Source organism: Cedecea sp. AS113 (genome assembly GCF_037152415.1).
Taxonomy (GTDB): Bacteria; Pseudomonadota; Gammaproteobacteria; order Enterobacterales; family Enterobacteriaceae; genus Cedecea.
This window is the reverse complement of the sequence record NZ_JBBCMI010000012.1, coordinates 99,445-119,338: the sequence shown is the minus strand read 5'-3', so window position 1 is coordinate 119,338 and position 19,894 is coordinate 99,445. Positions and strand designations below refer to the sequence as shown.

19 protein-coding genes are annotated in these 19,894 nt (G+C 55.6%); 14 read left to right on the top strand and 5 right to left on the bottom strand.

What is annotated here, in order from left to right; translation table 11 throughout:
• The first annotated feature begins 52 nt into the window (after nt 1–52).
• Entirely contained in the window at nt 53–1,018 is a 966-nt protein-coding gene (locus WFN87_RS15440) for an AraC family transcriptional regulator (RefSeq protein ID WP_336983713.1), read from the top strand.
• A 92-nt stretch (nt 1,019–1,110) separates the two neighbouring features.
• On the opposite strand, the gene WFN87_RS15435 is transcribed toward WFN87_RS15440, so the two are convergent.
• The gene (locus tag WFN87_RS15435) at nt 1,111–5,211 is read right to left on the bottom strand and encodes an autotransporter outer membrane beta-barrel domain-containing protein (protein WP_336983712.1); all 4,101 of its coding nucleotides are present in this window, start codon (nt 5,209–5,211) and stop codon (nt 1,111–1,113) included.
• 589 nt (nt 5,212–5,800) lie between these two features.
• Nucleotides 5,801–6,415, bottom strand: a complete 615-nt coding sequence (locus WFN87_RS15430) for a histidine phosphatase family protein (RefSeq protein WP_336983711.1) — start codon at nt 6,413–6,415, stop codon at nt 5,801–5,803.
• Between the two features lie 66 nt (nt 6,416–6,481).
• Here WFN87_RS15430 and WFN87_RS15425 point away from each other — a divergent pair, with 66 nt between their 5' ends.
• The 3 genes from WFN87_RS15425 to WFN87_RS15415 all read left to right on the top strand — a co-directional run bounded on the left by WFN87_RS15425 (nt 6,482) and on the right by WFN87_RS15415 (nt 7,587).
• A complete protein-coding gene (locus WFN87_RS15425) occupies nt 6,482–6,784 on the top strand; it encodes a metalloregulator ArsR/SmtB family transcription factor (RefSeq protein WP_166995667.1) in 303 nt (100 codons plus the stop codon).
• Between the two features lie 8 nt (nt 6,785–6,792).
• Nucleotides 6,793–7,317, top strand: a complete 525-nt coding sequence (locus WFN87_RS15420) for a rhodanese family protein (RefSeq protein WP_008458218.1) — start codon at nt 6,793–6,795, stop codon at nt 7,315–7,317.
• A gap of 90 nt (nt 7,318–7,407) precedes the next feature.
• Nucleotides 7,408–7,587, top strand: coding sequence for a hypothetical protein (locus WFN87_RS15415; RefSeq protein WP_008458219.1), 180 nt, complete (start codon nt 7,408–7,410; stop codon nt 7,585–7,587).
• A 112-nt stretch (nt 7,588–7,699) separates the two neighbouring features.
• Here WFN87_RS15415 and WFN87_RS15410 read toward each other — a convergent pair whose 3' ends face one another.
• Nucleotides 7,700–7,987, bottom strand: coding sequence for a DUF2623 family protein (locus WFN87_RS15410; protein ID WP_008458220.1), 288 nt, complete (start codon nt 7,985–7,987; stop codon nt 7,700–7,702).
• Nucleotides 7,988–8,338: 351 nt separating this feature from the next.
• Here WFN87_RS15410 and WFN87_RS15405 point away from each other — a divergent pair, with 351 nt between their 5' ends.
• Nucleotides 8,339–8,794, top strand: a complete 456-nt coding sequence (locus WFN87_RS15405; protein ID WP_008458221.1) for an L-alanine exporter AlaE — start codon at nt 8,339–8,341, stop codon at nt 8,792–8,794.
• A 43-nt stretch (nt 8,795–8,837) separates the two neighbouring features.
• Here WFN87_RS15405 and WFN87_RS15400 read toward each other — a convergent pair whose 3' ends face one another.
• The gene (locus WFN87_RS15400) at nt 8,838–9,182 is read right to left on the bottom strand and encodes a DUF2002 family protein (RefSeq protein WP_008458222.1); all 345 of its coding nucleotides are present in this window, start codon (nt 9,180–9,182) and stop codon (nt 8,838–8,840) included.
• A gap of 160 nt (nt 9,183–9,342) precedes the next feature.
• Here WFN87_RS15400 and WFN87_RS15395 point away from each other — a divergent pair, with 160 nt between their 5' ends.
• The gene (locus WFN87_RS15395) at nt 9,343–9,672 is read left to right on the top strand and encodes a DUF883 family protein (RefSeq protein WP_008458223.1); all 330 of its coding nucleotides are present in this window, start codon (nt 9,343–9,345) and stop codon (nt 9,670–9,672) included.
• A gap of 71 nt (nt 9,673–9,743) precedes the next feature.
• Here WFN87_RS15395 and pdxR read toward each other — a convergent pair whose 3' ends face one another.
• A complete protein-coding gene (pdxR, locus tag WFN87_RS15390) occupies nt 9,744–11,120 on the bottom strand; it encodes a MocR-like pyridoxine biosynthesis transcription factor PdxR (RefSeq protein WP_336983710.1) in 1,377 nt (458 codons plus the stop codon).
• An 87-nt stretch (nt 11,121–11,207) separates the two neighbouring features.
• Here pdxR and WFN87_RS15385 point away from each other — a divergent pair, with 87 nt between their 5' ends.
• The 8 genes from WFN87_RS15385 to proW all read left to right on the top strand — a co-directional run bounded on the left by WFN87_RS15385 (nt 11,208) and on the right by proW (nt 19,870).
• Nucleotides 11,208–11,639 carry a carboxymuconolactone decarboxylase family protein gene (locus WFN87_RS15385; RefSeq protein WP_008458225.1) on the top strand — a complete coding sequence of 144 codons (432 nt, stop codon included), beginning with the start codon at nt 11,208–11,210 and terminating at the stop codon, nt 11,637–11,639.
• 717 nt (nt 11,640–12,356) lie between these two features.
• Nucleotides 12,357–12,593, top strand: coding sequence for a glutaredoxin-like protein NrdH (gene nrdH / locus WFN87_RS15380; RefSeq protein WP_008458226.1), 237 nt, complete (start codon nt 12,357–12,359; stop codon nt 12,591–12,593).
• Nucleotides 12,590–13,000, top strand: coding sequence for a class Ib ribonucleoside-diphosphate reductase assembly flavoprotein NrdI (gene nrdI, locus WFN87_RS15375; RefSeq protein ID WP_008458227.1), 411 nt, complete (start codon nt 12,590–12,592; stop codon nt 12,998–13,000). Before nrdH ends, nrdI begins: the two co-directional genes overlap by 4 nt.
• Nucleotides 12,973–15,117, top strand: coding sequence for a class 1b ribonucleoside-diphosphate reductase subunit alpha (gene nrdE / locus WFN87_RS15370; protein ID WP_336983709.1), 2,145 nt, complete (start codon nt 12,973–12,975; stop codon nt 15,115–15,117). Before nrdI ends, nrdE begins: the two co-directional genes overlap by 28 nt.
• 34 nt (nt 15,118–15,151) lie before the next feature.
• Nucleotides 15,152–16,114: a class 1b ribonucleoside-diphosphate reductase subunit beta gene (gene nrdF, locus WFN87_RS15365; protein ID WP_008458229.1), complete on the top strand. Its 963-nt coding sequence runs from the start codon at nt 15,152–15,154 to the stop codon at nt 16,112–16,114.
• Nucleotides 16,115–16,148: 34 nt separating this feature from the next.
• Nucleotides 16,149–17,339: an alginate lyase family protein gene (locus WFN87_RS15360; protein WP_336983708.1), complete on the top strand. Its 1,191-nt coding sequence runs from the start codon at nt 16,149–16,151 to the stop codon at nt 17,337–17,339.
• Nucleotides 17,340–17,594: 255 nt separating this feature from the next.
• Nucleotides 17,595–18,794: a glycine betaine/L-proline ABC transporter ATP-binding protein ProV gene (gene proV / locus WFN87_RS15355; protein ID WP_008458231.1), complete on the top strand. Its 1,200-nt coding sequence runs from the start codon at nt 17,595–17,597 to the stop codon at nt 18,792–18,794.
• Nucleotides 18,791–19,870, top strand: a complete 1,080-nt coding sequence (gene proW, locus WFN87_RS15350) for a glycine betaine/L-proline ABC transporter permease ProW (protein WP_166879014.1) — start codon at nt 18,791–18,793, stop codon at nt 19,868–19,870. The genes proV and proW overlap by 4 nt, the downstream gene beginning before the upstream one ends.
• Nucleotides 19,871–19,894: the final 24 nt, after the last annotated feature.

The window sequence follows — 19,894 nt, the reverse complement described above, 5'->3', positions numbered from 1 at the left end:
GCGGCATACGTTCACTTGCTGCGCAGAATAAAGCCGGTCGGCTGGATTTTGAATGCTTGATAGTCCGTTATACTTGCGCGATAGTACGGAAATGCACACCGATCCTTTTTCTGAAATCCTCAAATTTGCCGACGCCGAGTCGCTGGTCACCGGCGGCTTTACCGCGGGCGGCGACTGGGCGCTTCACTTCCCACCTCCGGACAAAATTAAGTTCTTCGCCATCGTCAAAGGCAGTTGCTGGGTGATGCTCGAAGGCCATGCGGAACCGATTTATTTTTGCACCGGCGATGTCGGCCTGCTGAATGCCAGGCGGGCGTTTATTGTCGCCAGTTCACCAGAGATCAAACCGGTCGATGCGATGAGCGTTTTTAAGGCCGGAGAGCGGAATTACGCCGCGCTGGGAGAAGGGAAAGAGTTTGAGTATATGGGCGGCCACGTCCTGCTGGATCCCCATCGCGGGCAGATGCTTGCTCAGGTGTTGCCGCAGTGGATTCACATCCCGGCCGCATCCCCGCAGGCGGCGTCTTTCCGCTGGCTGCTCGATCAGTTGATTGCCGAAAGAGAAACGGCCCAGCCCGGCACCCAGCTCGCCTCCGCGCAGCTTTCGCAGTTGCTGTTTATTCAGATCCTGCGCGCCCATTTGCAAACCAGCAGCTCGCTTCCGGCAGGTTTGCTACGTGCATTGGGAGATGCCCGCCTTGCTCCGGCGCTGCAGCTTATCCACGCCAACCCGGCTCGGAACTGGCGCCTGGAAGATCTCGCCCAAGCCTGTGCGATGTCGCGCACCACATTTGCGGAGTATTTCCGTAATGTATCGGGCATTACGCCTGTGGCTTATCTTACCCAGTGGCGCATGCGGCTGGCGGAGAAAGCACTGCGCGAGCAGGCAGACCAAATTGCCATGGTGGCCCAGTCCCTCGGCTACACCTCCGAAAGCGCTTTTAGCAACGCCTTTAAGCGCGAAACCGGGCTGTCGCCCAAAGCCTGGCGTAACGCCGCTCGCAACACGGTAAGTTGAGAATAAAAAAACGCCGCCCAATAGCGAGAAGGGGAACAAATAGTCTTTTTATGAAAAAACGGCCGGGTTATTCCGGCCGCTTTGTTGGTTTATCAGAACCCGTATTTCACGCCGATCATCGCGGAGGTGTCGTGGTAGCCTTTGTCGCCGATTTGCTGGGCAACACCGCCCCACATATTGAGATCATGGGAAATCTGCCCCTGCACGCCAAGTTTGAGCTGGCCGATGTTGCGGACGCCCTCTTCATTGAGCAGCTTATCCCCCATTCTCACGCCAAAGTTTTTGGTGTTATGCAGCCAGTCTGCTTCTACATAAGGCTTGAATTCACGCCCTTTGCCGTCGTCCTCTGTGCGGTGGCCGCGCAGATATAACCGCACGCCAAGGCGAGACTGTAGATTACCCTGGCCGCTGTCCTGCACGCGAGTGCCGTTAGCTTCCGTATGTTCAGCGCTGTGAACGCCCATCCAGGTCAGCTGCGCCTGAGGTTCAAGGTAGACGGCCTGACGCTCGCTTTCGCTAAGCAGCATGTTATAGCCGCTTTCAAGCGACGCGGTGAAGCCGCGGCTCTTGTAATCCTCGTTCGGCAAATCATCACCGCTGACGCGGTTGTTAAACCAGTTGTACATCACCCAGCCGTCAACATAGACGCCTTCGCGGGAAACGGCGTTCTGGTACCAGGTGCCGTAAGCCCCGACGCTGTAACCGTCCAGCTCGGACTCAGAGCGATAGCCGGTCAAATTTGAACGTGAGTTGCCCTGCACGTTGCCATAGCCTGCCATCAGCCCAGCGCCCCAGCGGTCGGTCTGATTGCTGGTGCCGTGCAGGAATTCATTCCCCAGTTGCGCAACGTAGCGGTTGGCGCTGGAGCTTACCTGGCCTTCCCCGGTGCGGAAGCGGTTCTGCCCGCCCTCCTGACGCAGCCAGAAAGTGCTGCGGGCCATGCCGCGTTCATCCAGCGGGGCATGGTATTCTGTGGCACCTTCGCGATCGTCCAGCGTCAGGTTGAAAAGCGTATTCGCCGCCGTCAGGTTCACCAGATAGCTGCCCGCCTCAGGCCGATAAACCGGCACCGGATCGGGCTGGATCGGTGGTACCGTAGGCCTGACAGGATCGACTGGTGGTGTCACAGGATCAACAGGCGGTTCCGGAGGTAGATTGCTCATAGAGGTCAGATACCAATTCTGCCCCTTCTGCACCAGGCTGTAGTCCCATGCCCCGGCAACAATACGCCCGGATTGAGTGAATACGCCTGACGCAGAGTTGCCGCCCACGGCCACCACTTCTATCCCCTGCTGTGTTTCAGCCCCCTGGCCGCCAACGTTGTTGACCGCCAGCACGGTTGAACCAGACGTCGCCCCCTGAATCACTAGCTTGTCAGTGACAGATGCATCGTCCCCCAACACGGTATTCACGTTCAGTTGGCTGTCGGTGCCGCCTGTATAATCGCCGCCGACATTCAGTGTGTTACCGACGATATCGGCACGGCGAGAAAGATTCACAAGTCCGCTGTTATTCAGATCGCCGTTCACGGTGAAACTGGCTGCGTCGTCGTTTGTCTGCTGCGGGCTGCCGATGGTTAAGGTACTGCCGGTTTCCAGCGTGGCTGCGCCGATACTGCCCGTACCAGAAAGCAGAGTCGCGCTCTTAGCCATAACATCGCTGACCAAAGATCCCGTCACGTCCAGGCTCCCTTCCGCCAGCGTGGTCGCTCCGGTGTAGGTGCTGTCCCCGGCCATGGTCAACGCCCCGCTGCCAAGCTTGGTCAACGCCCCGCTGCCGGTCACGCCCTGATTGATGGTTGTATTGAACCCCTGAGTGTCCAGCGTCCCACCCGCGTTTTCCAGCGTGATGGGGCGCTCTAAATCAAAGCTATTAGTTACCTGCAGCGTACCACCGTCGAAGGTCAACAAACTGGTGTCGGCCCCCAACGCACCGTTCTGCGCAATCTGTAAAATGCCGGCGTACAAAGTCCAGGGCGTGGCCGCTGCCGTGGTATTGTTCAATGCCCAAGTGCTCGCCCCCGTTTTATGGAAATGTTCGAACCCTTGATACTGGACGCTGTCGCCAATCTTGGCGGCATCGAACTGGCTATTGGCATCACCGCCCAAAATAAGCGTGTCATCACCGGCCGTAGCCTGCACGGTGCCCTGCACGTTATAGCCGTCGCGCAGCTCCAGGGAGTTGGTTCCGCCGTTAAAAAGAATGGCCTGCGAGTGGTTTTGCCCGTTGAAATCCAGCCCACCGCTGATGGTTCCGCTGTTGACGATAGTCATATCGCTGCCGCTGATCCCGACTCCGCCGACGCCAATATCCCCGACGCCGTTTATTCCGCCTGCTGTACCGGGTTCACCGCCGTTACCGCCCGAAATCCTGCCGGTATTAACGACGCTCCCGCCGCCGGAGGTCATGCTGATCCCAGCGCCACCAGCGCCACCGGCATTACCGCCCCCGCCTCCCCCGCGGTTACCCGTGCCGCCAAGGATATCGCCGTTATTTATGACCTGGCCGCCAGCGCCAATCAGGACGCCACTCCCGCCTTGACCGCCGCTACCGCCGCGGCTGGTATCACCGCCGCTGCCGCCCCCGGTTCCCCCCTGGCCACCGGAGATACTCGCGCCATTGTCGTTAGTCAGCGTACCGTTGCCGTCAATGGACAAGCCGTTCCCGCCTTTTGCGCCGATCCCGCCGTCGGAGGTCGGGCTGTTACCGTTCGCCCCCGCGCCACCGTCGCCGCCCACAAACGCGCTGTGGTTGGTCACGCTCCCGGCTCCGACAATGGAGACTGCATCACCGCCTGCGCCACCTACGCCGCCGCCGCCCGCAGAATCATCCCCACCTTTACCGCCGGTGACGACGCCGCTGGCTTCGTTGACAACATCCCCGCCACCGTTGATTTCAATCCCAATGCCCCCGGCACCGGAGTCACCGCCCTGCGAGGTACTTAAGTTCCCGCTACCGCCTCCGCGGTTGCCGAGCCCGCCGGTCACTTCGCCGAAGTTACTGACGCTGCCGCCGCCTTCAAGCTCGATCCCGCTGCCGCCTTTCCCGCCGTCACCGCCGTCACCACCGCTGAGATTATCCCCGGTACTGTTAGAGTTACCGCCGCCACCTGTCCCGGCGTTGCCACCGATAATATGGCCGCCATTGTTATTAATGACGTTGCCGCTGCCTTTAACCGTAATCCCGCTGCCGCCGTTGCCGCCTGCAGAACCATAACCTACAACGCCTGTTCCCTGGCCAGACTCAACCGCCCCGCCGTTACCGCCGTCGCCGCCGCTGCCGCCCAGGATTCTGCCGCTGTTGGTTATCGTACTGGTGTCGCTCAGCCAGACCCCGCTCCCGCCTTCGGCCGCCTCACCGCCGCTTCCGCCAACGCCGATCACATTGGCGTTGCTTTTGGTGTCGGCATTAGCCGCAAGGCCGCCCGTGGCACCCCGCCCACCGGTAATTTCACCGGTGTTAGTGACATTCCCGCCCTGGGTCAACATGACGCCATCCCCGCCCGCGCCGCCTGCTCCACCGCTGCCGCCGTGGAGCGTTTCTCCCGCCGTCGTTTGGTCGTTTGCCGCTGCGCTTCCGGTGTTACCCCCGTTACCACCGTCGCCGCCGGTGATGGAACCGCCGTTGGTATAGCTGCCCGTGCCGGTGATCAGCACGCCAGCGCCACCGTCACCACCGTCACCGCCGTTACCCCCGTTGCCCGCATCGGCCACGTCCGTGGTATTGCTGCCGCCGTTGCCTCCCCGACCACCATTTCCGCCTGTGATATCGCCGCTATTGCTACCGCTGCTGCTGTTCAGCACCGACCCGGCTGAGCCGCCACCGCCGCCGCCGCCGGCAGAACCGCTGCCGTTGGTGGCTGTCCCGTCTGGCTGCTGGCCTGTGCCTCCGGTAGCGGTGCCTGGAGGGAGTGAATTATCCACGCCATTCACGCTTCCTGCGCCGCCATTTTCCCCCTGGCTGCTCCCCTGCCCACGCTCACCGGAACCACCGTCACCGCCGTTGCCGCCGATGCCCGTTGTGGTATCCATTGTGCCGCCACCGCCGCCCTGAGCGCTGTCAGAAGAGGTCGCCGGGCCACCGGTCTGGCCATCTGCGGCAAACGTTAGCTGTGGAATGGCGCTTAATAAGGCGGCACTGATAGCGGTGGCAATCAAACGTCGCTTGCCGGGGTTCGGTAATATACGGGGCATTTGCATCCTCTTTAACTCTGCGGAGTCTGTTGATTCGAAATATCAGAAACAGGCGTGCAACAATTTATTTAAAATTGCCTTCGGGTTTTAAAAGACGAACGAAAACGACTTTCAAACGAAAGGTAAAATCACTAAAAAATGTTTCTGGCGTTAATTTAATGTAATTACAAAAACACCAGAGCGATGACGAAATTAACCTTTCACGGCCATGTATTTCATGAAAGAAGTTTATTTCGGCGACTGATTTTAACACCGCAAAAACAGACTTAAGCAAAACTAAATTGTATTACAATTTAATTTGACGCATGGAATGAATAATAAGGAGAATTTGAGCGAGGATAAAAACTGATGTTCTTAGACAAAAAACAAAGAGTAACCAATTGTTTTTATTTACCTTAAAACAATTTAACACCTATAGGCGTGAAATACTCAAAAACGACAACTTACAGATTAATCCTATTAACAAGTGAGCATTAATTTTGTTTTTGAAAGCAAAGAATCAATTTAGTTATCAAAAAAACACGAATAAAAACCCTACCTTCAGTGCAACAAATAAACCATTAACAAGTTTAAAAAGCCCCAATAAAGTCTATTTAATATCACGTAAATGCGTCGCAATCCCCCATTTAACCAATTTGATACATTCACCTTCAATATTCATGATGCTATAACTGCAGTTTTGATGTCCATATTGTCTGAGATCGTCGGTAATTAAAGCGCCTTTCAATTGCCAGAGGACAATTTCCAAAGCATGGCCGTGAGTCACAATAATCACCGTGTCGTTCCGGTGGCGTTCATTCAAATCGTTCAGGCAGGAAAACAGGCGGCGACTAACGTTATCCAGGCACTCCCCTTCAGGAGTCACTCGGTGCGGCTCGCCCGATAGCAGGGTATTAAACAGCCCGGGATGTGTTTTTTGCGCCTCGATAACATTTAGCCCCTGGAGTGGGCCAAAATCACGTTCCTGTAGACGTTCATCCACGGTTGTCTGGCTGTGCAATTCACTGGCCAGCACATTAGCCGTGCCCTGTGCACGCAGCGCCGGTGACGTATAAATATGGGGGGCGGATAAATCGGCCAACTCGGCAGCCAGCGCAAAGCTCTGCCGGAGCCCCCGCGCCGTGAGCTGGCTTTCCAGCCTCCCCTGAATAATCCCCTGTTGATTCCCCTCACTTTCGCCATGCCGTACCAGAATTGCCCGCACGCTCTTTCCTTTGTTGAAAATTTAATTTAGCATTTACTAAATTTAGAGTTATCTAAAGTAAAAATCATGACACCTGAACTTTCCCAGCTTCAGTCCAGTGCGGACGAAGCCGCCAAATTGCTAAAAGCCATGAGTAATCCCCGGCGTTTGCTGATCCTCTGCCTGCTGCTCGACTCCCCAGGCACCGGGGCCGGAGAACTTGCCGCCGCCGCAGGATTGAGCCCCTCAGCGACCTCCCAGCATCTGACGAAAATGAAGGATGAAGGGCTCATAGCGCACCAGCGTAATGCTCAGCGTGTGCTTTATTTCATCAAAAATAGCGCGGTACGCGAAGTGATCGCGACGCTGAAAACCATTTACTGCCCCTGAGGAACATCATGACTATTTCATCCATCTTGCCAGAAGAAGCGAAAAAGCTCATTGCCGGCGGTGCCGCGCTGATCGACATCCGCGAACCGGATGAACATGCCCGTGAGAACATTCCAGAGGCGCATCTGATGCCGCTTTCCGCCATTGAAAACGGCGCCAGGCTGGGGCCGCTAGATCCTCACGACGTGGTGATTTTCCACTGTCAGTCCGGAATGCGTTCTTCTCAGCATGCCCAAAAGCTGGCGGCGCTTGCCGAACCGGCCCAGGTCATGCTGCTGGCCGGGGGCCTCGAAGCATGGAAAAAAGGCGGGCAGGAGATTCTGGCGGATAAAAGCCAGCCTCTGCCAATCATGCGGCAGGTACAAATCGTGGCGGGGACGTTAATCCTGCTTGGGGTCGTGCTCGGGTACAGCGTTAATAGCGGATTTTTCCTGCTTTCCGGCTTTGTTGGAGCAGGTTTGTTGTTCGCAGGTATCAGCGGATTTTGCGGTATGGCACGTCTACTGGCCTGGCTGCCGTGGAACCGGCGCTAGCGTATCTTGCTTTATCCGCCTCGATTTCTGATCTATGGTTATCAGGCGGCAAAACCGCATTAAATTCCCTTAGCATTCAGAGGTTTTTCTATGTTCAAACCAGGTGATGTGGTGCAGCCCAAACAGGGCGGCCCTAAGCTACAGGTGGTTGAGGTTCAGGGAGAAGATTTGATTTGCGTCCCGGCCGCGACCTTAGGTGCGGATCAACTGACGCTGAAAGCAGATTCGGTTTCGCTGTACCAGGAAGAAGGCGATTTCGGCGTTTGCTAAGCAACAAAAAACGGCGTGAGGTTAATCACGCCGTTCTTCTCAATAAAAGTGCCCCTATCCTTGTCGTCGCCATTCATAAACAACCGGGCACGGCGGCAATCCAGGCCAGCAATCAATAGCCCTTCTCATAACCCGCAAAGAAACATCGAACCACAACGTCCGCGTTGACCTCTTTCAGAAAGTCAGCCACAGACTCTTTATCCAGCTGATAGCGGCGAGTTAACACCCCGGCTTCCCAGGCTGCACGCTGGCGATCGCCGGTCTGCTCGGCCATATGGTGAGTAAAGCCCAGCACAAAGCCGCGTTTGTAATCCGCGCAGAAACGCTCCACGTTAACTGCGCTGTCGGCCTGTCGGGCTTTCATTCCGGCCATCAGGCCCTTACCAAAATGGTTATCCATCAGCGACTCCTCATCACTCGCTATATAAATAATTATATAACGATTCTAAGCGCGATGGATATCCCTAAAACCCGGAGTTTTTGGGGGATGTTGTGCATTAAGACGTAATTAAATCATCTCGTTGATAATCAATAAGAAATTAAAAACGGAACCACAAAATCAGGAAATGCCAGCGGCAAAGTGTGTTTCAACGCACTTTATCGACAAAAAACCTATAAATAAAAATTTATAGCTAATTGATGAAAACATTGCAGTGACATACTCTACACACAGTGATTTACATGTTTTATAACACCAATAATTAGCCATAAAAGTAGCGCAAGCGACTACTTTTAAACCGGAGTCAACATTATGTTTTCCCCTGAGTCACGCTTACGCCATGCCGCCGCAGATATTTTTGCAATGGTAGTGTATTGCTCGGTAGTGAACATGATGATTGAGATCTTCCTCTCAGGCATGACCTTCGAGCAGTCGCTCTCTTCCCGCCTGGTCGCCGTGCCGGTCAACATTATTATCGCCTGGCCCTATGGCTTCTACCGCGATGCCTTTATGCGTACCGCGCGCCGCATGACCCCGGCGAGCTGGGCGAAAAACCTGGCTGACGTGCTGGCTTATGTGACTTTCCAGTCCCCGGTTTACGTGCTGATTTTATGGAGCGTGGGCGCTGACTGGCACCAGATTGTGGCTGCCGTGACCTCGAACCTGTTGGTGTCGATGATGATGGGTGCCGCTTACGGCTACTTCCTGGATTTCTGCCGCCGACTGTTTCGCGTCAGCGGCCAGATGGGCGTGAAAGCGGGCGCCTGAGTCCCGACATGCAAAGGCGACTGGCCTGAAGCCAGTCGTTCACTTATTCAGATTCGCCAAATAACCCTGTCAGATATCTTTCCAGCGCAATACGGGAACTGAAACCATGCGGAATACCGTAGTGCTCGTGCGTTTCGCCGGCAAGATAGAGCGGGAACTGCTGGTAGTGATCGCAGGTTTTCATCTCTGAAGCCGGTTCGGCCAGCGACTGGCTGCGCTCTCTCAGGGTAGGGTGAATAATCAGAGCGGTGCGCCCCATGCGCGCTTCGCGGTTAACATAAACGTAATTCTCACCACGACGGTAGCCGTAGGTTTTTGCCGTTACCACATCCATGGTAAAACCCGATTTCTCAAGTACTCGGGCCACCTCATCCGGTCGTAAATACATAGATTTTCCTCGTCATCATTTACTGCATCGCAACCATACAATAAGCAGCATTGGCAACGCTTTCGGAATTGTCCAGAAAGGCCGGCAAAGGCTTTGCGCCGCCCCATAACTAAAATCCATGGTCTACACTTAGCGTTACATCTTAAAAAGGGAGACAATAATGGCTAGCCGAGCAAACAAAAATAACGTTGACGATCAGGTAGACGAAATCAATAACGATGTCAGTCAGCTGGCAGATACGCTGGAAGATGTATTGAAATCCTTCGGCAGTGATGCGAAAGATGAAGTTGATGCCGCACGTAAAAAAGCCGAAGCGCTTCTGAAAGAGACCCGTGCAAGGATTAACGGTAATCAGGGCCGAGTGACGCAAGCCGCGCGAGATGCTGTTGGCTGCGCAGATTCCTATGTTCGCGACAAACCCTGGCAGAGCGTGGGGATTGGCGCAGCGGTAGGTATTGTCCTTGGGGCATTACTGGTGTCACGCCGCTAACCCCAGGCGTTTAACAGTCGATAAATGAGACTAAATGCGCGTTGTAACCCCGGCCCCATTCGCCGGGGTTTTTACTTTATGGCCAACCGCAGTTGAAGCGCATAGCGCTGGGCTATTTCATACGAACTGATATTGGTAAAACTCAGCAGCAAACCACCGGGCCCATGATGTTCAATTCGCCAGTGGCTGAGTGCCTGGACGGCAAGTCCTGCGGCTCTGGCTTTGCCCTCGATAATGAACTCGTCACCTTCGACTTGCATCACCATCTGAATGCCGCCTTCCTGAGGCACAACCGTAAACCCTTGCTCACGTAGCGCCTCCTCGAGCCATAACCGGCGTTCAGCGTAGCACTGACGCATTTTTTTTAAGTGCCGCCAGAAATGCCCCTCCCGCAAGAAGTCGGCGATAGCCTGCTGAATAAGTATTGGAGCGGTACAGGGTTGCCTGCGAGCCTGACGCTGAAAATCTTCTACCGCGTGGGAAGGCACCACCAGCCATGCAACACGCAGGGCCGGAAACATCGACTTACTGAAAGTCCCCGCGTAAATAACCCTCTGCGGGCTGTCCAGACTTTTTAGCGGCGGCAAGGGCTTGCCGTGGTAGCGAAACTCGCTGTCGTAATCATCTTCAATGATCCAGCTTTGTTCCCGACTGGCCCATTCCAGCAGCGCGTGTCGCCGTGAAAGAGAGAGCGCCACGCCTGACGGACTTTGGTGCGCAGGCGTCAAAAGTGCAAAACGGGCATTGGGAAAATGGTTCACGCCGTAATCAACCTGCATGCCCTCATCGTCCACGGGGATCGCCCGGATCGCCATCCCCGCTTTTACAAAATCAGGCCGAACAAAGCGGTAACCCGGATCTTCCAGCCAGATGCCATCCCCGGGCCGCGCAAGCGTGGCGAGGATCAGGGCAATACCAGCCTGGAAGCCGGGGGTAATAAAGATTTGCTCCGGCTGGCAGTCAATGCTGCGGGAGAAGCGCAGGTAATCCACAATCGCCTGCTTCAATGAGGCTTCCCCGCTGGGTTCCGGCAGCATCAGGTCAAAACGAGTTTGCTGCCGCAAACGCCGCCCCATAAGCCTCGCCCAAATAGCCCGGGGGAAGAGATCCAGCGCGGGCAGCCCCATCTGAAAAGGCCTGGGTGCGCCCTGCGGGTGAGCGGCCGAAATGTTTTGACCACCGGGATCGTGCTTCACCGATGGACTCACAAAAGTGCCCGCCTGCCCACGTCGCTCCAGCCAGCCCTGAGCCACCAGGTCGCCATAAGCGTTCTCAACCGTGGCTCTGGCAACCCCCAGCTCTAGCGCCAGCGTCCGGCTGGACGGCAGGCGACTCCCTGCCGCCAGTTCACCGCTGTTTATCGCCTGCTTTAGCTGACGGGCAATTTGCTGGTAGCGCGGCTGAGCGGGATGAGAGGTCACGGTAAGCGGCGCAAATTTTTGTTTCATGGTCTGGTTTTTTAGTTAATTTATGGCTCTCTTTGATAGTCCATCATAGTGGTAAATTGTCCTCACACCAACCTGAGGAGCCACACCATGATCGAATTACGTCAGCCTTACTATGAACTCTCCCCCAACGTGATCAAACCGATGCGGCAGGCGCTGCAGGGGCTGGAAAACGGCCCCCTGAGCAACGAGCTGATCGAGTTGGTTTTCCTGCGTGTGTCGCAGATTAACGGCTGCGCCTATTGCCTGGAGATGCATGCCAAAGCGCTGCGTAAATCCGGCGTTGACCAGGTGAAGCTGGATTCACTGGCGGGGTGGAAAGTCAGCCACCAGTTTACGGAGAAAGAACGTGCGGCGCTGGCATGGGCAGAAGCGCTCACCCTGATTGCCGACAGCAATGCCGAAGATGATGTGTACCAACCGCTGCTGCAGTTTTTCAGCGCCGAGGAGATTGTAGATTTGACCCTGGCGGCCAGCATGATGAATGCGTTTAACCGCGTTGCGATTGGGATGCGGCAGTAAGAGATTTTTTTGTCTTTGAGACACAAACACGTTCTATGTAGCCTGGAGAATATTACGTTCACTTCCAGGCCTGTTTGATATGCAGCCACTGTAACGGTGAGCGTCTTAGGGGAGTCACCGTCACTCCCCTAAGAACCCGGACTCCCGGCGAAATAAATCGCCTCTGTTTTATCTCCCAGTCCTGGGTCGGAGATAAAACAGAGGCGATTTAAGCCGGAGCCGAGCCTCGCTTTTAACCTGCAGCCACACGGGACGTTAACGTTGCTGCAAGTCTTACAGCCACGCCCTTGTTCCCGGCTCTCAGCACCCCCGGTTATGACCCAACTCAGACGGGGTTGAGCTGTCGGGAACGAATCGCGAACGACCCCGAATGTTTGGGTGATAACCGGTGGGTTTACCGCTTCAGCGGCGACGAGCTCGCAGGGCGACGGGGGTTGTCAGGGGCCCCCTGACACGTTCACGTGCTTTGAACATGCATAGGAAACAGGATTACAAGTGACCGGAATCTCAACCGTTCTTTCATAGATAAAGCTCTTTCTACTGAAAAAGATCCCCCTTCCCCTACACTTTTCAACCCCCTACAAAAAATCACAGAAACACTATATCTTGCGTGGTTGAAAATTTTAAAATCAACATCTAGTATTTCTTTCAGTACGAACACACCACCCGCTGTCCACTTTATGCGGCGTTCCATTATTCTAAAGGGAAATACGAATCATGCGCATTACTATTTACACTAAAGATGACTGTGTTCAGTGTCATGCTACAAAACGGGCGATGGAGAGCCGGGGTTTTGCCTTCGACATGATCAACCTCGATCAGTATCCGGAAGCGGCTGACGACCTGCGGGCCAAAGGCTTTCGTCAGCTGCCGGTGGTGGTAACCGAAGCCGAAAGCTGGAGTGGTTTTCGCCCGGATATGATCAATCGCCTGTGCGTTGCTGCCAGCGCATGAGCACCCTCGTCTACTTCTCCAGCGAGTCGGAAAACACCCTGCGTTTTATCGAACGCCTGGGACTGCCCGCCTTACGCATTCCCCTGGAGGTAAAAGCGCGCCTGGAAGTGACGGAACCCTACATTTTAATCGTGCCCAGCTATGGCGGCGGCGGCATTGCCGGGGCGGTACCGCCGCAGGTGATCCGCTTCCTGAACAACCCGAACAATCGCGCGCTGATCCGCGGCGTGATCGCCAGCGGTAACCGCAGTTTTGGCGAAGGGTTTTGCCGGGCCGGGGACGTCATTTCACAAAAATGCCAGGTGCCTTACCTCTACCGTTTTGAGCTACTGGGCACCCCGCAAGACATCGACAACGTGCGTAAGGGAGTAAGCGAATTTTGGCAACGACAGAAGCAGTCCGTTTAGCAACGGAAAGCGTGGACTACCACGCCCTCAACGCCATGCTCAACCTCTATGACAAAGAGGGAAATATCCAGTTTGATAAAGACAAACGGGCCGTGGAAAGCTTCTTTGCCCAGCACGTCTTACCGAACACCGTCAGCTTCCCTAGCCGGCAGGCAAAGCTGGACTATCTGGTGGCCGAGCACTATTACGACGATGCCGTGCTAACCCGCTATTCGCGTCCATTTATCCTTGAACTGTTCGACAGAGCGCACGGCAGCGGCTTTCAGTTCCAGACCTTTTTAGGCGCGTGGAAGTACTACACCAGCTACACCCTGAAAACCTGGGACGGGAAGCACTATCTGGAACATTTCCCGGATCGCGTTTGCATGGTGGCATTGACCCTGGCGCAGGGAGATGAGCCGCTTGCCACACGCCTGATGGAAGAGATGCTCAGCGGCCGTTTCCAGCCTGCCACGCCAACGTTCCTCAACTGCGGTAAGAAGCAGCGGGGCGAGCTGGTTTCCTGCTTCCTGCTGCGGATTGAAGACAATATGGAGTCGATTGGCCGCGCGGTTAACTCGGCGCTCCAGCTGTCCAAACGTGGCGGCGGCGTTGCCTTCCTGCTTTCCAACCTGCGTGAAGCCGGGGCGCCCATCAAACGCATTGAAAACCAGTCATCGGGCGTGATCCCGGTAATGAAGATGCTGGAAGACGCGTTTTCCTACGCCAACCAGCTTGGCGCACGCCAGGGCGCGGGCGCGGTTTACCTCAACGCGCACCACCCGGATATCCTGCGCTTCCTCGATACCAAGCGGGAAAATGCCGATGAGAAGATCCGCATTAAAACGCTGTCGCTCGGGGTGACTATTCCGGATATCACCTTCCAGCTAGCCAAAACCAATCAGCAGATGGCGCTGTTTTCGCCTTACGACGTGGAAAGAATCTACGGCAAGCCGTTTGGCGACATCAGCGTCAACGATCTTTATCAGCAAATGGTGGAGGACGATCGGATTCGTAAGAGCTGGATCAACGCTCGCGACTTCTTCCAGACGCTGGCGGAGATCCAGTTTGAGTCCGGCTACCCGTACATCATGTTTGAGGACACGGTTAACCGGGCAAACCCGGTTGCCGGGCGTATTAACATGAGTAACCTCTGCTCGGAAATTTTGCAGGTAAACAGCGCCTCGACCTACGATGAAAACCTGGATTACGCGCAAACGGGCAAAGACATATCCTGCAACCTTGGTTCGCTGAACATCGCCCATGCCATGGACTCTGAGGATTTTGGCCGCACCGTGGAGACCGCCATTCGCGGCCTGACGGCGGTGTCTGATATGAGCCATATTCGCTCGGTGCCGTCGGTTGAAGCCGGGAATGCCGCCTCCCACGCTATTGGCCTCGGGCAAATGAACCTGCACGGCTACCTGGCGCGCGAGGGCATTGCCTACGGCTCAGCCGAAGGGCTGGATTTCACCAATATCTATTTCTACACCATCACCTGGCACGCGCTTCGCGCTTCCAATGCTTTAGCCCGGGAGCGACAGCAGCGTTTTGCCGGTTTCGAACAGTCGCGCTATGCCAGCGGCGAATATTTCCGACAGTACCTCGAACAAACGTGGGAGCCAAAAACGGAGAAAGTCCGGGCGCTGTTTGCCAAAGCAGGGATTGCGATTCCAGGGCGCGAACAGTGGCAGCAGCTATGCGACGACGTACGCGAGCACGGCCTGTATAACCAGAATTTGCAGGCTATCCCGCCGACGGGATCAATCTCTTACATCAATCACGCGACTTCGAGCATCCACCCGATTGTCTCCCGGATTGAGATCCGTAAAGAGGGTAAAACCGGGCGTGTGTACTACCCCGCCCCGTTTATGACCAACGACAATCTTGAGTTTTACCAGGACGCCTACGATATCGGCCCGGAAAAGATCATCGACACCTACGCCGAGGCCACCCGACACGTTGACCAGGGGCTTTCGCTGACGCTGTTCTTCCGCGATACCGCCACCACCCGCGACATCAATAAAGCGCAGATTTATGCCTGGAAGAAAGGCATTAAAACGCTCTACTACATTCGTCTGCGGCAGCTGGCGCTGGAAGGCACCGAGGTGCAGGGCTGCGTGTCCTGCGCGCTATAACGCAAAGTACCAGGCTAAAGGACAAGGAAAGAAAATGACGCAACTGACGCGCGTAAGCGCCATCAACTGGAACAAAATCGAGGACGATAAAGACCTCGAGGTCTGGAACCGCCTGACCAGTAACTTCTGGCTGCCGGAGAAGGTGCCGCTCTCTAATGATATTCCGGCCTGGCAATCGCTCAGCGAGCAGGAGCAGCAGCTCGTTATCCGCGTGTTTACCGGACTGACGCTGCTGGACACTATTCAGAATACCGTGGGTGCCCCCGCGCTGATGGCCGATTCGCTGACGCCACACGAAGAGGCGGTGATGTCGAATATCAGCTTTATGGAAGCGGTGCATGCCCGTTCCTACAGCTCGATATTTTCCACGCTCTGCCAGACCAAAGATGTGGACGCCGCCTACGACTGGAGCGAGCAGAATGAAGCCCTGCAGCGTAAAGCCTCGATTATTCTGGGCCATTACCGGGACAACGACCCGCTGAAGAAGAAAATTGCCAGCGTGTTTCTCGAGTCCTTCCTGTTTTACTCCGGCTTCTGGCTGCCGATGTATTACTCCAGCCGCGGCAAGCTGACCAACACCGCCGATCTCATTCGGCTGATCATCCGCGACGAGGCGGTGCACGGCTATTACATCGGCTACAAGTACCAGAAAGCGCTGGCGCAGCAGAGCCGCGAGCGCCAGACCGAGCTGCAAAACTTTGCCCTCGATCTGCTGATGGATCTCTACGATAACGAGCTGGCGTACAGCGAAACGCTTTACCGTGAACTGGGCTGGGAAGACGAAGTGAAGGCGTTTCTGAGCTACAACGCCAATAAAGCGCTAATGAACCTGGGCTACCAGGCGCTGTTCCCGGCGGAGATGGCGGAAGTTAACCCGGCCATTCTCGCGGCGTTGTCCCCCAATGCCGATGAGAACCACGATTTTTTCTCCGGCTCAGGCTCCTCCTACGTAATGGGCAAGGCGGTGGAAACCGAGGACGAGGACTGGGATTTCTAGTAATCTGGCCATTGAGCATTTTGCGAGGTGGCTTATGTCGTTATTTCGTTGTTCTGTTTTGGCGCTGCTTTGCGGCAGCGCACCGTTAGCCTTTGGCGCCCCGCTGCTGCTGGACACGGCACAGCTGGCGCACAGTAAGCAAGAGATTAGCCAGCAAAACCCGGCCCTGATGCCCGCCTGGCAAGCCCTTAAGCATAAAGCCGACCAGGCGCTAATTCATCCGCTCTACAGCATCACCCAAAAAAGCCCCGGCGCACCGGCAGGCGATCCTCACGACTATTACAGCTTTTCTGACTACTGGTGGCCCGATCCTAAAAGCCCCGACGGCCTGCCGTGGGTGCGAAAAGATGGCCAGATCAATCCCGTCGCCGTCGGCAAGCAAAGCGATAAAGCCCGCCTGAACAGCATGACCGATGACGTATGGAATCTGGCGCTGGCCTGGCAGTTATCCGGTAAAGATACCTACGCGGAAAAAGCCCGCCAGCAGCTGGTGAATTGGTTTATCACGCCGGAAACCCGGATGACGCCGAATCTCGCTCACGCCCAAACCATTCCCGGGAGAAAAGGCGTGCGCGGCACTGGTATTCTCGACGGACGCGGCTTTGTGCGGCTTATTGATGCCATTGAGCTGCTGCACGACGGCGGAAAGCTGGATGATAAAACCTGGCGCTCGCTCAGGCAGTGGTACCGGGATTATTACCAGTGGCTGACCACCAGCGAAAACGGCCAAAAAGAGGCTGCGGCTGAAAATAATCATGGCACCTGGGACGACGTTCAGGCCGCCGCGATTGCCCTGTGGCTGGGGGATAAGGACGCGGCCAAACAGCGTTTGATTTCTGCCACCCAGCGCATTCCGGTGCAGTTTGACGCCAAAGGCGTGCCGGTGACGGAAATTGAGCGCACGCGTTCCTGGCACTACAGCAACTTTATTCTCGATGCCTGGAACCCGTTAGGGCTGTTGGGTGAAAAAGTTGGGGTCAACGTCTGGCAGGCCAAAAGCGGTGAACACAGCCTGCAAAATGGCTACCTGTACATCGCCCAGTTTGTCGATAGCCAAACCCCGTGGCCGTACCCCAATATCGAGCCGTTCAAGCCCGATGAGGCGCTGGAAAATATGGTGACCGCCGCACATGCCTGGCGGGAAAATAATACATTTAAAGACAAAGCCCAATGGCTGCTTAACCGGAATAAAACTGCCGTCATTAATTTAATTGCTCAGCCGTAATACGCCTGTCATTTCAGCCTGAATCACCCAAATTCAGGCTGAATATTCACCTCATTGACAAAAAATATTCCACCGCACTTATTCCCTCTCAGGCCAGTGCTCATGGGAAATTTCTCCCACATTCATCGCGCGGATATTTTGACATCACAGAATCGAGGGTTGCCTCAGATTCTTAGTATGTTAGGGTATATACCGGTCATTATTTCCATCAGGAATCATCTATAAATAAATTAAATACAGGAAGCCGTTTATTGCATGGCAATTAAATTAGAAGTGAAGAATTTATATAAAGTATTTGGCGAACATCCACAGCGCGCGTTCAAATACATTGAGAAGGGCATTTCCAAGAGTGAATTACTGGAAAAAACGGGTCTGTCGCTTGGCGTAAAAGACGCCAGTCTGGCCATTGAAGAAGGCGAGATTTTTGTCATCATGGGGTTGTCCGGCTCAGGAAAATCCACCATGGTTCGCCTTCTCAATCGCCTGATTGAACCCACCCGTGGACAGGTACTGATTGACGGCATTGATATTGCCAAAATATCAGACTCAGAACTCCGCGAGGTGCGCAAAAAAAAGATCGCAATGGTCTTCCAGTCCTTTGCTTTAATGCCGCATATGACGGTGTTAAATAATGCCGCTTTCGGTATGGAGCTTGCGGGAATTCCGGTCAAAGAACGGCATGAAAAAGCGCTGGATGCGCTACGTCAGGTCGGACTTGAGAATTATGCCCATGCTTATCCCGATGAATTGTCCGGCGGGATGCGTCAGCGCGTAGGTCTAGCCCGTGCGCTGGCCATAAATCCAGACATATTACTTATGGATGAAGCCTTCTCCGCGCTTGACCCCTTAATTCGGACCGAAATGCAGGACGAATTAATTAAGCTGCAGGCAAAACATCAGCGCACCATCGTGTTTATTTCCCACGATCTCGACGAAGCCATGCGTATTGGCGATCGCATTGCCATTATGCAGGGCGGCGAAGTGGTGCAGGTCGGTACGCCGGATGAAATCTTAAATAATCCGGCCAACGATTACGTGCGCACCTTCTTCCGAGGCGTGGACATCAGCCAGGTCTTTAGCGCCAAAGATATTGCCCGCCGCAGCCCGGCTGGGCTACTGCGTAAAACCAGCGGCTTTGGCCCTCGTTCGGCGCTGAAACTGCTGCAGGATGACGACCGCGAATATGGCTATGTCATTGAGCGCGGACAAAAATTCCTTGGCATCGTCTCTACCGATTCACTAAAAGCGGCACTGGCGGCGGGCGAAGGTCTGGACCATGCGTTTCTGGCTTCCCCGGAGGCGGTTTCCGCCGAAACCTCGCTGAGCGATCTGCTCTCTCATGTCGGCCAGGCTCCGTGCGCGGTGCCGGTGGTCAGCGAAGAGGGGCAGTACGTGGGCATCATCTCAAAAGGGGTGCTGCTGCAGGCATTAGATCGTGAGGGGGCAAGTCAATGAGTGACGCAACTAATCCATGGGATACCGGCAGCGCGGCAACAGACGCCGCAACCAGTCAGGCAACAGGTTCTGCAGACGCATGGGGCGCTCCGGCGTCGGATGCGGCCACCAGCGGAGGCGCTGACTGGCTGAATTCGGCCCCGGCAGCCGCGCCTGAACATTTCAATATTCTGGATCCGTTCCACAAAACGCTGATCCCTCTCGACAGCTGGGTGACGGAGGGGATCGACTGGGTGGTGACCCATTTCCGCCCGGTGTTCCAGGGCATTCGCGTGCCGGTGGATTATATTCTCAGCGGCTTCCAGCAGCTGCTTTTGGGGATGCCCGCGCCGGTCGCGATTATCGTCTTTGCGCTGATTGCCTGGCAAATGTCCAGCCTCGGCATGGGCGTTGCCACGCTGATTTCGCTGGTCGCCATTGGCGCGATTGGGGCCTGGTCGCAGGCGATGGTCACTCTCGCGCTGGTGCTGACGGCCCTGCTGTTTTGTATGGTGCTCGGCCTGCCTCTCGGGATTTGGCTGGCGCGCAGCGAACGTGCGGCGAAAATCGTTCGCCCCTTGCTGGATGCCATGCAGACCACCCCGGCGTTTGTTTACCTGGTGCCTATCGTGATGCTGTTCGGCATCGGCAACGTGCCTGGCGTGGTGGTGACGATTATCTTTGCCCTGCCGCCTATCGTGCGCCTGACTATCCTGGGCATTAAGCAGGTGCCGGAAGATTTGGTCGAAGCGGCGCGCTCATTCGGTGCCAGCCCGCGCCAGATGTTGTTCAAAGTGCAGCTTCCGCTGGCGATGCCAACCATTATGGCCGGCGTTAACCAGACGCTGATGCTGGCGCTGTCGATGGTGGTTATCGCGTCGATGATTGCCGTGGGAGGGCTCGGCCAGATGGTTCTGCGCGGCATTGGCCGCCTTGATATGGGTCTGGCTACGGTCGGTGGCGTGGGGATCGTGATCCTGGCCATTATTCTCGACCGCCTGACTCAGTCCATTGGGCGCGATTCCCGCTCCCGTGGCAACCGCCGCTGGTATACCACCGGCCCGCTGGGTCTTGTGACCCGTCCCTTCATGAAATAAGCCTGGCGGCGGCTTCGGCCGCCC

Coding starts and splice junctions, on each gene's coding strand:
- WFN87_RS15385 (WP_008458225.1), top strand. CDS start 11,208: ATGATCGAATTACGTCAGCCTTACTATGAACTCTCCCCCAACGTGATC.
- WFN87_RS15415 (WP_008458219.1), top strand. CDS start 7,408: ATGTTCAAACCAGGTGATGTGGTGCAGCCCAAACAGGGCGGCCCTAAG.
- WFN87_RS15435 (WP_336983712.1), bottom strand. CDS start 5,211: ATGCCCCGTATATTACCGAACCCCGGCAAGCGACGTTTGATTGCCACC.
- WFN87_RS15425 (WP_166995667.1), top strand. CDS start 6,482: ATGACACCTGAACTTTCCCAGCTTCAGTCCAGTGCGGACGAAGCCGCC.
- nrdI (WP_008458227.1), top strand. CDS start 12,590: ATGAGCACCCTCGTCTACTTCTCCAGCGAGTCGGAAAACACCCTGCGT.
- pdxR (WP_336983710.1), bottom strand. CDS start 11,120: ATGAAACAAAAATTTGCGCCGCTTACCGTGACCTCTCATCCCGCTCAG.
- nrdF (WP_008458229.1), top strand. CDS start 15,152: ATGACGCAACTGACGCGCGTAAGCGCCATCAACTGGAACAAAATCGAG.
- WFN87_RS15360 (WP_336983708.1), top strand. CDS start 16,149: ATGTCGTTATTTCGTTGTTCTGTTTTGGCGCTGCTTTGCGGCAGCGCA.
- WFN87_RS15410 (WP_008458220.1), bottom strand. CDS start 7,987: ATGGATAACCATTTTGGTAAGGGCCTGATGGCCGGAATGAAAGCCCGA.
- WFN87_RS15420 (WP_008458218.1), top strand. CDS start 6,793: ATGACTATTTCATCCATCTTGCCAGAAGAAGCGAAAAAGCTCATTGCC.
- WFN87_RS15405 (WP_008458221.1), top strand. CDS start 8,339: ATGTTTTCCCCTGAGTCACGCTTACGCCATGCCGCCGCAGATATTTTT.
- WFN87_RS15395 (WP_008458223.1), top strand. CDS start 9,343: ATGGCTAGCCGAGCAAACAAAAATAACGTTGACGATCAGGTAGACGAA.
- WFN87_RS15400 (WP_008458222.1), bottom strand. CDS start 9,182: ATGTATTTACGACCGGATGAGGTGGCCCGAGTACTTGAGAAATCGGGT.
- proV (WP_008458231.1), top strand. CDS start 17,595: ATGGCAATTAAATTAGAAGTGAAGAATTTATATAAAGTATTTGGCGAA.
- proW (WP_166879014.1), top strand. CDS start 18,791: ATGAGTGACGCAACTAATCCATGGGATACCGGCAGCGCGGCAACAGAC.
- nrdH (WP_008458226.1), top strand. CDS start 12,357: ATGCGCATTACTATTTACACTAAAGATGACTGTGTTCAGTGTCATGCT.
- WFN87_RS15440 (WP_336983713.1), top strand. CDS start 53: ATGCTTGATAGTCCGTTATACTTGCGCGATAGTACGGAAATGCACACC.